The organism is Bacteroides sp. RTP21281st1_H5_RTP21281_210402 (assembly GCF_040918965.1).
Classification (GTDB): domain Bacteria; phylum Bacteroidota; class Bacteroidia; order Bacteroidales; family Bacteroidaceae; genus Bacteroides; species Bacteroides congonensis.
The window spans coordinates 1-15,045 of sequence record NZ_JBCOWR010000016.1 but is presented as its reverse complement, the minus strand read 5'-3'; the positions used below and the strand labels follow the sequence as shown (position 1 = coordinate 15,045).

Annotated in this window: 7 protein-coding genes; 5 read left to right on the top strand and 2 right to left on the bottom strand. The window is 43.1% G+C overall.

The genetic code is table 11. The features are described from left to right. The first annotated feature begins 17 nt into the window (after nt 1-17). A complete protein-coding gene (locus AB5443_RS19975; RefSeq protein WP_277134850.1) occupies nt 18-1,478 on the top strand; it encodes a BACON domain-containing carbohydrate-binding protein in 1,461 nt (486 codons plus the stop codon). 94 nt (nt 1,479-1,572) lie between these two features. Further along, nucleotides 1,573-2,694 carry a DUF4971 domain-containing protein gene (locus AB5443_RS19970; protein ID WP_277134849.1) on the top strand — a complete coding sequence of 374 codons (1,122 nt, stop codon included), beginning with the start codon at nt 1,573-1,575 and terminating at the stop codon, nt 2,692-2,694. Nucleotides 2,695-2,815: 121 nt separating this feature from the next. Here AB5443_RS19970 and AB5443_RS19965 read toward each other — a convergent pair whose 3' ends face one another. Then, on the bottom strand, nt 2,816-6,757 hold the full coding sequence (locus AB5443_RS19965) for a two-component regulator propeller domain-containing protein (protein ID WP_346348309.1): 3,942 nt from the start codon (nt 6,755-6,757) through the stop codon (nt 2,816-2,818). 279 nt (nt 6,758-7,036) lie between these two features. Here AB5443_RS19965 and topA point away from each other — a divergent pair, with 279 nt between their 5' ends. Beyond that, nucleotides 7,037-9,382: a type I DNA topoisomerase gene (gene topA / locus AB5443_RS19960; protein WP_277134847.1), complete on the top strand. Its 2,346-nt coding sequence runs from the start codon at nt 7,037-7,039 to the stop codon at nt 9,380-9,382. A 64-nt stretch (nt 9,383-9,446) separates the two neighbouring features. Further along, complete coding sequence (locus AB5443_RS19955) at nt 9,447-11,456, top strand: LruC domain-containing protein (RefSeq protein ID WP_277134846.1); 2,010 nt, start codon at nt 9,447-9,449, stop codon at nt 11,454-11,456. A 109-nt stretch (nt 11,457-11,565) separates the two neighbouring features. Here the strand turns inward: AB5443_RS19955 and argS are convergent, their stop codons facing one another. Beyond that, on the bottom strand, nt 11,566-13,383 hold the full coding sequence (gene argS, locus AB5443_RS19950; RefSeq protein WP_277134845.1) for an arginine--tRNA ligase: 1,818 nt from the start codon (nt 13,381-13,383) through the stop codon (nt 11,566-11,568). A 266-nt stretch (nt 13,384-13,649) separates the two neighbouring features. On the opposite strand from argS, the gene AB5443_RS19945 reads away from it, so the two are divergent. Beyond that, nucleotides 13,650-14,888 (top strand): rhamnogalacturonan acetylesterase, encoded by a 1,239-nt coding sequence (locus tag AB5443_RS19945; RefSeq protein WP_277134844.1) that lies wholly within the window; start codon nt 13,650-13,652, stop codon nt 14,886-14,888. Nucleotides 14,889-15,045: the final 157 nt, after the last annotated feature.

The following is a 15,045-nucleotide window of genomic DNA, read 5'->3' as shown; positions in this document are numbered from 1 at the left end:
AAAAACAGAAAGTGAATATGAAATCAATTATACATAAAACAATATACCGGGCTTTACTTCTTTTGGCATTGCCTGCAACAGGTTTCCTGTTGCAGAGCTGCGAAGATGAAAAAGCAGAGAAGTGGGTAGACTTGCGTTATAGAGTAGAAGACTCTTACGTGGTTGAAGCCTCCAATCCGGAACCGTTCTCTTTCGAAGTCAAGTCCACAGACCCGTGGGAAGTATTCGGAAAATATGACTGGTATACTCTCTCACCATCAACGGGTGAAGCGGGTAAGATTTATAAGGTAACTGTCACCTGCAAAGAGAATACCGCACTGGACGACCGTACAGACACTATTCATATCAAGAGCGACTACTGGACAGGCAAACGCTTTCTACTCACTCAGAAAGGTACTGCTTATCTGAATGTAGAAGGTGTGGAAATGATTAACCAAGAGGGCGACGCAATGACGTTCAACGTGCTCAGTAACCAAAAGTGGAGCGCCGAAGTGACAGAAGGCGACGTCTGGCTCTCTGTCCGAGGCAACAACGGGAAGATTGAAGGCGAGCAAAACGGACAGATTACAGTAGAGGCAACCCCCAACACAGGTGAAATGAGAACGGGTGTAGTAACCATCTACGACCGTCACAGCAAAGTAGCCATGGAAGTGCGATGTACGCAAGACGGTGTGCTGCTGACACCGGAAACGCCGGAAAACGGCAAATGGTTTGCCATCTACGAGCAGGAGCAGGAACTACGGATTTCCGTAGAATCCAATGCGGAATGGACTGTCTATAAGGAGAATGAACTGGACGACACATGGTACGACTTCGAGAAAACGTCCTTCTCCGGTTCTGAAGGGCTGGTAATCAACGTATCCGAACATACAGGCTCCAGCGTCCGTACGGGAACAATCATACTGGCTACCAAAGCCGCCGAAGGCGCTACGCCGCTGACCAAGACCGTGAGGTTCAAGCAGGCGAACCCCAAACGTCCTGAAGTGCACAACATGGATGTTACATTAGGCACTCAATACGGTCCCGGTAGCCTGATGCCCGGACGTTACAACTTCTATTTCGAACCTTTCAATGCCAACTTCGAACTCTTCTTCATGTGGGGAGATGTGGAACTCCGTTTCCATGTCAGTGACAACACTACCCTCTTGAGTACAAGGCCTTGGTGCAGCGATGTGTTCGACGATAGATCTGATTGCCGCCACACTGTAGATTCCAGTCAACCCAATGTGCTGTCATTTGAACTTCAAGAGAGTGTGACACCTACCGGCAGTTGGCTCTACACCGAGTGGATACTGAACGATAAAGTAATCGCCAAAGCAACCAGTGACGGTATAAGCGATGCGGACGGTACGGGTGACACTTGGAAAGTGCCGTTCTCACAACTTAGTTCCGGCGGGAGCTTCCTTGTCAGGGCAACGAGCGGCAGTCTCGTCTTTACCAAATGGGAATACGTGGCTCCATTAAACTGGGGAGACTGATTCTTTCTTAGCTAAAAAAGCGCTTGCCCGCCTGACAACTATCCGGGCAAGCGCTTATAAAACTCATAATATGTAAAACAAAAAAAAGAGTATGATGAAAAAGAAATTATTATTTATACTGAGCCTGGCATTCATCGGTATTTCCTGCTTTGCATGCCTGGACGATGAAACAAAGTATGTCACCCAAAAGAAAACTAATTATCCGCTTACGGCTTTTGCCGTAGCAGTGAATAACGTACAAACGGGTACTACCTCCTATTATCACGGCAAAATAGACCAAACCACCCACAGGATAGAAATCGGAACCATCGAAAATGCGAATGTCATCACCGGCGTAGATTATACACTGATGGACGGAGCTGCCATTTCACCGGATCCCGCCACTTTTATACAGAACTGGCAGAAAGAGCAGAAGGTGACTGTCACCACCGCAGACAATCAATCGACGACTTACACCATTGCACTACCGAAGTATGATGAAACGTTGAGAGACATTATCTTTATAGACGATTTCAATGTAAACGGCATTCCCAATCCTGACAGTTGGGTACTCTGTCAAAGATCAACATCAGACTGGTGTGACGAGATGTCCGAAAGCTACGACCAGGCTTATGTAGAAGACGGTAAACTGATACTGAAGGCAGAAAAAATAGGCAACGAATATCGTGCCGGCGGCATCGAGTCAATGGGTAAGGTCGACTTTACTTTCGGACGGGTTGAAGTCAGGGCGAGAATCCCCAACCATCCGGACGGAGCCTTCCCCGCTATCTGGTTGATGCCTCAGAAGTCTGCCCCTTTATATAGCAGTTGGCCGAATGGCGGTGAGATTGACATTATGGAACATATCCGGCAAGAAGACGTGATTTATCAGACGGTGCATACCCACTATACCTATGATTTGAACATCAAAGACCCTATCAACTCGACATCGGTAACTTGTAACTACGAGGACTGGAATATCTACGCCGTCGAATGGACAGAAGACAAAATTACGTTCTCTGTCAACGACCAGGAAACTTTTTCTTATGAGAACCTCAAACTGGCAAACGAAGAAGAAATGAAGCAGTGGCCTTTCACTAAAGATTCTTCTTTCTACATCATTCTGAACATGGGACTCGGTGGAAAAACAGACTCATGGGCAGGCCCTATTGACGATACTAACCTACCTGCTATCATGGAAGTGGATTGGGTAAAGGTTAGCAAATTAAATAAATAGTTTTTCTGATTAAGGTAAAACCAAGTTTTTAGGAACTTCTTTATGAAAGGGGAATGAAAGCATAAACATACTTTATGACTTTCATTCCTCTAATTATCACGAACCGATTTCCAAGTATCAATCACGGTGTAGTGTCACTCCCCATTTTATCCTGTTTCCGGTAAGCAGAAGGAATTTCCCCTTTAATAGATTTGAATACCTTGCTGAAATAACGTAAGGAAGAGAACCCCACTACTTCAGAAATCTCAGTAATATTCATAGTGGTAGTAGTAAGCAACATGATGGACCGTTCGATACGCTGTTTGTTCACATAGTCCACAATTCCCATACCTGTGACAGCTTTCACTTTATTAAACAACAACGAACGACTGATACACATATTGGTAGCCAGAAACGCGACATCCAGTTCCGGGTTACTCATATTGTCCGCAATCAACGTGTTCAGCTTCAGCAAGAAAGTTTCATCAGCATTACTAAAACTCATATCTTTATGTGTCAACAATTTGTCATCCCTATATCGCGTCCTGATTTGTTCGCGCTGCCGTAGTTGGTTATGAATCAGTGCCAGCAAACCGTCTATCTCAAAAGGTTTCGGAAAAAAGACATCCGCTCCGGTCTTATAACCAGTATACATATTTTGCGAATTATGATAAGCAGTCAATAAGATGAATGGAATATGGCTGATTTCCAAATTAGTCTTCACTTCCTTACATAATTCAAACCCATTCATCCGAGGCATCATGACATCACTGATAATAATGTCCGGCAATCGGTCTTTGATCTGCTCCAACCCTTCTTTGCCATCCTTAGCAACGTATACACGAGCAAAATAATTACCCAGCGTTTCTTTCAGATAGTTTCGTAATTCGGAAGTGTCTTCTACCACCATCACCGAATATTTCTTCAAGAAGATATAATCAACTTTGTCCGGCTCATTCACTTCCACTCCCGTAGTTGTATCTGCCTGCAATGGTTCCTGTCGCCCGTATGTATCCGCCAGTAACGGCAGCTCGAAGTAAAACACCGCCCCTTTCCCGGCTGTGTTCAAAGCACCCACTTTTCCTTTATGATGAGCAATAAGGCTCTTCGCATAAGAAAGACCGATACCACTTCCTCCCTTCTCATGTATCCCTTGATAGAAACTGGAAAAAAGAGAATCTGTATCTACCATATTTAGTCCCATTCCTTCATCCTTGACAGAGACTCGCACCCAGTCTTCTCCCTCCGACAGACAGGTAATCAATGTAGTGGTGGTATCAGGCTCGCTAAATTTGAGCGCATTCATCAGGAAATTAGAAAGAACAAACTCACACTTGCTTTTATCAAAAGAAACCTTTCCTATCCGCTCATCCAGTTCATACTCCAGCCGGATACCCTTTACACGATATTCATCGGCAAATTTATCTCCGACAGACCGTACCCACTCATTCAGAGAATGGGGCAGAATATGTAACATATCCTTTCCTTCCTCCAATTTCCGCACATCAAGCACCATGTCGATAATATTCTTCATTTGATATGCCTGCTTATAAATCGGAACCAACTGCTCTTCCACCTCACGGCCGTCGCCCGGTTCATGATTGATAATACGTTTCAACGGCGCACAAATCAGAGTGAGAGGTGTGCGAAGTTCATGACTGATATTCGTCAAGAAATTAATTTTCTCTTCATACATTTTGTTTTTCAGACGCAGAATTTCCCGTTTCTGTTTGGCTTTCTTTTTCCGGTAAAAATAGAAAGTAATTCCGTAAATTATTACTCCCATCAATATGCACAGCCCTGCATAAAACCATTCGCTCTTCCACCAAGGGGGGACAACCACAACATGAAGAACCGGTTGCTTCACACTCCATCCCCCATTGCGGGTATAATAAGAAGCAGTAATTGTATACTCCCCTATGGGTAGATGATTAATAACCAAAGAGTTTGAATTAGAATTTGCCAAGTCCTGCCCGATTTCTTCGATATTAAAGCGAAAAAAGTTTTTACGAAACACATCTCCCTCGTTCAACAGCACTTTCAGTTGTAAGGACGAGAAATTCCATGGAACACGGATCGTTTCAAAAGCTTTCTCCCGCTTGTCGGACAATGGAACCGGCAGTCCATTCAGCAGTACATCCAATAATTCAACGGTATGTTCTCCTTCCGTATCTAAATGAAAGGCAGAATTTATCACTGTCATCCCCATAGTACCACCCAGAAAAACATCTCCGTTACGAGCTAGGAGAGTAGCCTGAAAAAGATATTCATTAGGCAAAACCCCATCTACTTCGTCCAACGTAACAAAGTTCCCGGTAAGAGAAGAATACACAAACAAATATCGCCTCGTTCCTACCCATACCCGATGCTGACTATCAGTCACCACAGAAGATACTTCTTGAAACAGGCTTGTCTTGATCAATTCACTCTCCCCTGTTCGTGGGTCACAACGTACCAGCCCTTCGGTAGATGCCAACCAGAAAATGCCATCTTCGTCACGCGATGCATCATTAATAATATATTTTCCTCGATAAATCGTCTTAAAAACCCCTTCCGAAGAATCGTATTCGCATATGTTCTTCAAGTCGGCAAGATAAGTTTTCGTACCCACTGTTGCTATAATCAACGGGGAGTTTCGTTCATATTCGCTCCCCATACTAGCGACAATATCGAATTGATGGCGAGTAGTGTCGTATACAAAAATATGTTGTCCGCTGAAAATAATCTTGTCCGACGTTATCCGCCGGATGTTGACAGAAAAGCCATCAATACATTCACGATCATTTGTCTCTTTATCAACCAATACGAAAGGACGTATCCGCCCCGTCAACTTATGAAAAATAAAGAGCCCTTCATTGAAAGAGGAAAATAATAATTCGTCAGGAGTATACTCGACAATAGCAACCACTTTCTTGTACATAGTAGAGGGGTAATGCTTAAAAGTCCCTGTCAATGGATCAAACCGATTGATTCCACCACCGTCAGTCCCCACCCAAACCATCCCGTCAGTATCTTGAAAGAAACTATTAATGGTCTGATTGCTCAACCCATATAAATTGCCGAAAGGAACATTCCGATAAGAACAGGCAAACACATTCCTTATACCAATCAATCCCCTACGAATACTCCCCGCCCACATGTTATTGGCAGGATCCAGATAAAGCCGATAGATGGTATTGGCAGGGAACGAATGGACGTCATCCTGTTTCTGCTGAATGTCAGTAAACGAAAAATCATCCAAAGAAATGATACTAATTCCACCGCCATCGGTTGCTACCCAAAGCTGATTGTCTTTTTCCACGATATCGTGAATAACATCGTATGTCAGCAACGAATTGGATGTTGTAAAATGTTTTAAAAGTTTGCCATCCTGATAACAATACAGCCCACTACCATAAACACCTACCCACAGCCGTTCATGAGAATCTAAGAAAATAGCAGTATAGCTCTTTGAGGTAAAAGTTTCTATTTTCTTTAACTCACGGGTTTTAATATTGAAAGAATATATGCCATTCCAACATGAATTGAGCAAGACATGTTCATCATCATAACGCACCATATCCCAAAAAGGGACATAGTAAGCAGGATCTTTTGCATAATATAAAGGTTCAAGTTTCTTAGTGGCATAATCATATTTATAAATATCACCTGAACCGCCCAACAAGACACCTCCTTCTACCAATAAACAGGAAGCAACATAAATCGGTTTGCCATTATTTGACAAGGTTTTAAAATTATCATTCTCTCTATTGTAAAGACAAATACCAACTGTCGTAGCTACCCATAAATTACACAAAGAATCTTCTGCTATAAAAATTATATTATCTGAAGGTAAAGTACTTTCATCTCCCGGCCGATGCAAATAATGTTTCAAATGATCGCGATCGTAACAATTCAAGCCGGACTCCGTACCAATCCACAAGTAGCCTCTATAATCATTCAGGATACATTGCACCCTTGACTGCGAAAGTCCTTCTTTAATTCCAAGCTGTTTATAATAATAGTAAGGTGACTGGCTTCGAATGGAATGCACCATTCCGATAAAGAAGAACATTAAATATATTTTCAACAGAACATTGTTCATATTTAGTATGATATGTAATATGAAATGTAAATATAAGCAATTCTATTTTAATAAAACTGTTTCATATCAAATTCTCACCATAATAAAGCACTTTTTTTATTATGGTATCCACCTCCTCTACCCTGAAAGGGGAAAACACAGTTACAACCAAATTATATCGAACTGACGTTATTTTACTAAAAAACATTAGATTCTCCTTATAATATAAGGTAAGGAGAATCTTTTTTTCTACTTTTGTCCCCGAATATTGTGGTACAAGCCATTATAAAAGAAAGAATTATGCAGAAAAACCTTGTCATTGTAGAGTCTCCGGCAAAAGCAAAAACGATTGAGAAGTTTCTTGGGAAAGATTTCAAAGTCCTTTCAAGTTACGGACACATACGCGACCTGAAGAAGAAAGACTTCAGCATCGACGTAGAGAAGAATTTTAAACCCAACTACGAAATCCCGGCAGACAAAAAGGCTTTGGTCAGCACACTGAAAGCAGAAGCGAAAGAGGCGGAAACCGTATGGCTCGCATCCGATGAGGACCGCGAGGGAGAGGCTATCGCCTGGCATCTGTATGAGGTCTTAAAACTAAAACCGGAAAACACAAAACGAATCGTATTCCATGAAATTACGAAGAGCGCTATCTTAAAAGCTATCGAGCAGCCACGCGATATTGACATCAATCTCGTGAATGCACAGCAGGCACGACGTATCCTGGATCGTATCGTAGGTTTCGAACTTTCTCCCGTACTTTGGAGAAAAGTGAAGCCGGCCCTTTCGGCAGGACGCGTACAGTCGGTTGCTGTCCGCCTGATTGTTGAGCGTGAGCGCGAAATCCATGCTTTCAAGTCGGAAGCGGCTTATCGTGTGACCGCCGTATTCCTCGTGCCCGACACGGACGGAAAACTGGTGGAGATGAAAGCTGAACTGGCTCGCCGCATCAAAACGAAAAAAGAAGCAAAGGCTTTCCTCGAAGCTTGCCAAGGAGCAAACTTTGCTATCGAAGATATCACTACCCGCCCGATAAAGAAAACACCGCCCGCACCGTTCACTACGTCTACATTGCAACAGGAAGCTGCCCGCAAACTGGGATATACCGTTGCACAGACGATGATGCTGGCGCAGCGCCTGTATGAATCGGGATTTATCACTTATATGCGTACGGACTCTGTCAACCTGTCGGAATTTGCAACGATAGGCAGCAAGGACGCCATCATCAAGATGATGGGCGAACGTTATGTGCATCCCCGCCACTTCGAAACAAAAACCAAAGGGGCACAGGAAGCACATGAGGCAATCCGTCCTACCTATATGGAAAATCAATCCGTAGAGGGCTCGGCACAGGAGAAGAAACTGTACGACCTGATATGGAAACGTACCATCGCTTCGCAAATGGCGGACGCGGAACTGGAAAAGACAACTGCGACAATTACAATAAGCGGTAGCAGCGACGTGTTCACTGCTATCGGTGAGGTGATTAAATTTGACGGATTCCTGCATGTTTACCGTGAATCTCACGATGATGACAGCGAACAGGAAGATGAAAGCAATTTGCTGCCTCCTTTGAAGAAAGGCCAGAAACTGGAACACGGCCCTATCATCGCGACCGAGCGTTTCACTCAACGCCCGGCACGTTATACGGAAGCCAGCCTTGTACGCAAACTGGAAGAGCTGGGTATCGGACGTCCGTCTACATACGCTCCTACTATTTCAACGATTCAGCAACGCGAATATGTGGAAAAGGGAAATAAGGACGGAGAAGAACGCAACTTTAATGTGATGACACTGAAAGACAATCAGATTAAAGATGAAAATCATTCCGAAATTACCGGTACGGAGAAAGCAAAACTGTTCCCGACGGATATAGGTACGGTAGTCAATGACTTCCTGACTGAATACTTCCCGGACATTCTGGATTTCAACTTTACAGCAAGCGTAGAAAAGGACTTTGACGAGATTGCCGAGGGCGGTGTACAATGGACTTCTATCATGAAAACTTTCTATGATAAGTTCCATCCGTCTGTAGAAAGCACATTGGCTATAAAGACAGAACATAAGGTAGGAGAGCGCATGCTGGGAAAAGACCCGGAAAGCGGCAAGCCTATTTCGGTCAAAATCGGACGCTTCGGTCCCATGGTACAAATCGGTACGGCAGAAGATGAAGAGAAACCACGTTTTGCACAGATGAAAAAAGGACAATCCATGGAAACCATCACGTTGGAAGAAGCTTTGGAGCTGTTCAAGCTGCCTCGCACGTTGGGCGAATATGAAGGAAAGACTGTCAGCGTAGGTGTCGGTCGCTTTGGTCCTTATGTGCTACACAATAAGGTGTATGTATCACTTCCGAAAACATTGGATCCGATGGAAATCACGTTGGAAGAAGCAGAGCAACTGATTTTGGAGAAACGCCAGAAGGAAGCTGAACGCCACATCAAGAAGTTTGAGGAAGAACCGGAACTCGAAATCCTGAATGGACGCTACGGGCCTTATATGACCTACAAAGGTTCCAATTATAAGATTCCTAAGGATATCGTTCCGCAGGATTTGAGTTTGCAAAGTTGTTTGGAACTAATCAAGATACAGGACGAAAAGGGAACCGCTTCAACACCGAAAAGGAAATTTTCTAAAAAGAAATAAAGAGTTGTTTGGTTAAAGCTAAACTTCTCCATATATTTGCCCATTAATTTCTTTATTTTCAGACATGAAACAAACAATATCTGTAAAGACATTAATGGGCATTTTTTGTATCCCATTGATATGTGGCTGTGTTGACAACCAGCGTGATTTATTCGAAGAACCGGAAAAGCCTTCAAAAGACGAGTATTTTGATTTCGACATGAATCAGAGTCTGACAATAGACGTCGACTATGGTTTTAAGAATGAGTATGCCGTTCTTTTCGAGATTTACGACCAGATTCCTGTTGAAGTAAACAACGAAACCGGCACTTCAGTGAAAAAGAGTATAGAACCTATTTATCGGGCTACTACTGATAAGTATGGTAAGTTCAATGAAGAAGGGGTTACCATTCCATCCTCCGTGTCGGAAGTATGGTTGTCTTCTGACTACTTGGGTGCAGCCTCGCCTGTAAAAATCGCAATCGGGGCGGACAAACGCATTTCTTTCAATCAGGATGCATATATCCAGTCTCTGCTTGCCAAATCTCCAGCACTTAGCAGAGGAATCACCACTAACGAACATAAATATCTGGACGACTGGACACTTCTGCCCGGTGTAGACTGGGATGATAACGGACGACCGAACAACCTGTCGGCAGAGAAAAATATTCCGCCTGCCAGCGTACTTTATAATATAAAGAGCGTTTTCAATAATAAAGATGGTAAGAACATTACAAATACTCATCCTGAATTCTTTGATGGTAATATGATTTCAGATATTCCCATCACAAAGGAAACTGAAGTCAGCTTGGTATTCGTTAACAGTACAGCGGGCTGGTATAACACAGTCGGATACTATACATATCCTACTAGAAAAACGCCTACCGTAGATAATATCAAAAAAATAATGGCATTCCCTAACGCTTCTCCCGTTTATAAATCAACCGGTGTAGGCGCTTTAGTTTGCGGTGACGAAGTTAAACTAAAATACTGGAACGACACCAAGAATCAATTTGAAGATAAGTTTCCGGCAGGTGTTACTATTGGCTGGTGTCTGCAAGGCATGGGATTCAGAAACAAACCATTAGACGGGCATGTACAAGGTGACCTTGTAACTGGCATGGGAACCCGTTATTCTACCACTGGCTTAAACGAAGCAGGCAAAGATGGCTTGAAAAGACAAAGAACCGTATCACTTCGTGAAGAGCCATCCAATCAAATCGTTGCCATAGGTTTTGAAGATAATATAGACCTCGATTATTGCGACGCTATTTTCTATATTCATATAGCAGAGAAGGACGCCATTGATGAAGGTGTAATTCCTCCATTACCTGTTGACCCTGAAGCTCCTCCTACTGATGAGGATAATTATACTGTGCGTTCCGGAACATTATTATTTGAAGATTTATGGCCGGAGCAAGGTGATTATGACATGAATGACGTAATGATACGCTATACAAGCAAAGTATATAAATCAATACTGACTAACCGTGTTTATAAAATCGTTGATGAATATACTCCTTTTCATCGTGGTGGATATTTAGCAAACGGATTTGGTTATCAGTTGCACAACATTTCCAATAGTGATGTTAGCAAGATAACTATCGAAAGTCCTTCTTATACGCAGAAATCTCAATATATGAGTGGAGATAGAGAATCGGGACAATCCCATCCTACCATCTTGCTCTTTGACGACATGCTAATATTCAACGGAAAAGAAGAGGCAGACCGTAAATACACCGTTACCATTCAGGTAAATGATGTATCTGAGAAGAGTGTCCTGCCACCCTACAATCCGTTTATCTTTGTAGAATCTGACAAGACCAGAGGAAGAGAAGTGCATCTGGTGAAGTATCCTCCTACGGATAAAGCGAACCTTTCCTTGCTGGGTACTGGCAAAGACGTTTCACGTCCGGATGAAGAATTGTATTATGTTTCAGTAGATTTAATGCCTTTCGCTCTCAACATGCCGATTGCCGATTTCCCGATTCCCGAAGAAGGAGTGAGAATAGACGAGTCTTATCCGCAATTTGCAACATGGGTTAAATCGAATGGAAAACAATCGACAAATTGGTACAAGTATCCCAAGAAATAACAATCTGAAACTATAAACCCGTTCTTCTTTCAGAATAAAGGACGGAATAAAAACACATACGGGGCTCCTCTCATTATGAAAGGAGCCCCGCATATTATAAAAATAGCTCTTACATTCTGGAAGGTACTTCGATACCCAGCAAACCCATTCCCAAACGAACGACTTTCGCTACATTGGCGGACAGAGCGATACGGAAGATTTTCACCGCTTCGTTCTCTTCACGCAGAATGCTATAGTCATGGTAGAACTGGTTGTATTCTTTCACCAGGTCATAAGTATAGTTGGCAATGATAGACGGACTGTAATCTTCACCTGCCTGCTTTACTACAGCGGCAAAGTCGGCAACCATCTGAATCAGTCCTTCTTCTTTTTCACTCAATTCAATGCCGGCAGGAATCTGCTCAGGTATCACAATACCTGATTCGGCGGCTTTCCGAAGCACAGACTGGATACGTGCATAGGTATATTGAATAAACGGGCCTGTATTACCGTTGAAGTCGATAGATTCTTTCGGGTTGAACGTCATATTCTTACGGGCATCGACTTTCAGGATAAAATACTTCAATGCACCCAAACCGACGATACGGGCAATATCATCCGCTTCTTCCTGTGTCAAACCATCCAGTTTGCCAAGTTCCTGCGACGTTTCTTTGGCAGTGGAAATCATCTCTTCCATCAGGTCGTCGGCGTCTACTACTGTACCCTCACGGGATTTCATCTTACCTTCCGGCAGTTCCACCATTCCGTAAGAGAAATGCACCAGTCCCTTACCCCACTCGAAACCGAGCTTGTCAAGTAGAATGGAAAGCACCTGGAAGTGATAGTTCTGTTCATTACCTACTACATAAATCATCTTGTCAATGGGATAATCGGCAAAACGGAGTTTAGCCGTACCGATGTCCTGCGTCATATAAACAGATGTACCGTCACCACGGAGAAGCAGCTTATGATCCAGTCCTTCGGCAGTCAGGTCGGCCCATACGGAACCGTCTTCTTTCTTGTAGAAGAAACCTTTTTCAAGTCCTTCCATTACCTTTTCTTTTCCTTCGAGGTAGGTATTGGATTCATAATATATCTTGTCGAAGCTGACACCCATCTTCTTGTAGGTTTCGTCGAATCCAGCATATACCCAGTTGTTCATCATTTCCCACAATCCGCGTACTTCCGGATCACCGGCTTCCCACTTCACCAGCATATCGCGGGCTTCCTGCATCAACGGAGATTCGGCTTCGGCCTTTGCCTTCGCTTCATCGTCACTCATTCCCTGCGCTGTAAATTGAGCCATCAGCTCCTTTACTTCCGCCTTATAATGCTTATCGAAAGAGACATAATAATCACCTACCAAGTGGTCGCCTTTCTTGCCGGAAGTTTCGGGAGTTTCACCGTTTCCGTATTTCTTCCATGCCAACATGGATTTACAGATATGGATACCACGGTCGTTTACAATATTGGTTTTTACCACTTTATTGCCGTTCGCAGCCACGATATTTGCCAACGCGTTACCTAAAAGGTTATTACGCACGTGTCCCAAGTGAAGCGGTTTGTTTGTATTCGGAGAAGAATACTCAATCATCACCAACGGAGAAGTTTCAGTAGCCTGTACCAAGCCGTATTGTTCATCTGCCTGAATCTCATTCAGCAACTCAATCCATGTAGCCGATGCAATAGTCAGGTTCAGGAAACCTTTTATCACATTAAAAGCGGCGACAGCCGGCTCGTTTGCCTTCAGATATTCACCGATTTCCTGTGCCGTTTGCTCCGGCCCCTTTTTTGACATCTTCAGGAAAGGGAATACCACCAGTGTCAAATGTCCTTCAAATTCTTTCTTCGTTTTTTGCAACTGCACCATCTTTTCAGGGACTTCCTGACCGTAAAGTGCTTTGAGTCCGCTAAGGACGGACGCTACAAGTTTATCTTCTATCTTCATATTTACAATTATTTTCTGTGCACAAAGATACAGGATAATTTATAAAGGTTACTCTTCTGAAGAAGAATTATTCTTCGCACCACGCTGATATATAGAAGGTGAGACGCCAAATTGCATCTTAAAACGCCTGCTAAAATAGCAAATAGCACAATTATTCCATACTTTCATACGTATGTCCATTATATATGAATAAAAAACGCACTATTTTAGCAACGGAAACAAGAGAGATAAATATTACTTATTACATATTCTAATTTTATCCTGAAATGAAAATAACTTTATTAAGCCTTTTAGTGCTGGCAGCAGTGAGTACAAAAGCACAAAACTTACCACAAACTTTTAAATTAGCCGACTCTCCATGCTACTCGGAAAAGAACGGATATGGATTCGACCGCGTAGACACTACCCCAAAAGACAGTAAGGCGCCTTTCTATTTCTCTGTACGTGTTCCGGATGGGAATTATCGTGTCACGGTACGTTTGGGAAGTAAAAAGCGGGCAGGAAATACCACCGTACGGGCAGAATCCCGCCGCTTGTTCGTTGAGAATCTGCCTACTAAAAAAGGAGAGTTTATAGAAGAAGCATTTATCGTCAACAAACGTAGTCCCCGCATCTCCGCCACAGAATTCGTAAAGATAAAAGACCGCGAAATAAATAAATTAGATTGGGATGACAGGCTGACAATCGAGATTAACGGAGACGCGCCCGTATGCGAAAGTATTCGCGTAGAAGCTGCCGATCCTTCTATCCCTACCATTTTCTTATGCGGAAACAGCACGGTAGTAGATCAGGAGAATGAACCTTGGGCCAGTTGGGGGCAAATGATTCCTCGCTTTTTCAACTCCGGAATAGCCATTGCCAATCATGCCGAAAGTGGTGAAAGTGCCAATACATTCATTGCGGCAAAACGACTTAAGAAAGTGCTTTCTGAAATGAAGAAGGGTGATTACCTAATGGTAGAATTCGGACATAACGACCAAAAACAAAAAGGTCCCGGCAAAGGAGCTTATTACTCTTTTATGACTAATCTGAAAACATTTATCGACGAGGTGCGCGCAAAAGGCGGACAACCGATATTGCTTACCCCGACACGTCGCCGCAAGTTTGATAAAGAAGGCCGCACTGTCAATACGCACGATGAATATCCGGATGCAGTACGCTGGATTGCAGCAAAAGAAAATGTTCCCTTGATTGAATTGAATAATATGACCGGTACACTGTATGAAGCACTGGGCGAGGAAGAATCTAAAAAAGCCTTTGTACATTACCCAATGGGAAGCTTCCCCGGACAGACGAAAGAATTGGCTGACAATACCCACTTCAATCCTTACGGTGCTTATCAAATAGCTAAATGTGTGATAGAAGGAATAAAAAAGGCAACACCGGAATTGGCGAAATACCTGAAAACAGATATTCCTTATGATCCGGCCAAACCGGATAACATAGAAAGCTTCCACTGGTGTCCGGCCCCGTTCTGCGAAATGGAAAAGCCCGATGGCAATTAAGATAACACGACACATTTATTGTCCGATTCTATCTTTCTGAACCGGACAATAAAAAAAGAGGTTGTGTCAAAACGTTGGCACAACCTCTTTTATATTTTACAGTTCTGCTATATTTTCTTTTGGCTATGCTGCTTTTTCCTCATGCATTTGGCAACAA

What these genes read in the sequence shown, in the direction of transcription:
- AB5443_RS19965 (WP_346348309.1), bottom strand. Translation starts at nt 6,757, where the DNA reads ATGAACAATGTTCTGTTGAAAATATATTTAATGTTCTTCTTTATCGGA.
- AB5443_RS19975 (WP_277134850.1), top strand. Translation starts at nt 18, where the DNA reads ATGAAATCAATTATACATAAAACAATATACCGGGCTTTACTTCTTTTG.
- AB5443_RS19945 (WP_277134844.1), top strand. Translation starts at nt 13,650, where the DNA reads ATGAAAATAACTTTATTAAGCCTTTTAGTGCTGGCAGCAGTGAGTACA.
- AB5443_RS19955 (WP_277134846.1), top strand. Translation starts at nt 9,447, where the DNA reads ATGAAACAAACAATATCTGTAAAGACATTAATGGGCATTTTTTGTATC.
- AB5443_RS19970 (WP_277134849.1), top strand. Translation starts at nt 1,573, where the DNA reads ATGAAAAAGAAATTATTATTTATACTGAGCCTGGCATTCATCGGTATT.
- argS (WP_277134845.1), bottom strand. Translation starts at nt 13,383, where the DNA reads ATGAAGATAGAAGATAAACTTGTAGCGTCCGTCCTTAGCGGACTCAAA.
- topA (WP_277134847.1), top strand. Translation starts at nt 7,037, where the DNA reads ATGCAGAAAAACCTTGTCATTGTAGAGTCTCCGGCAAAAGCAAAAACG.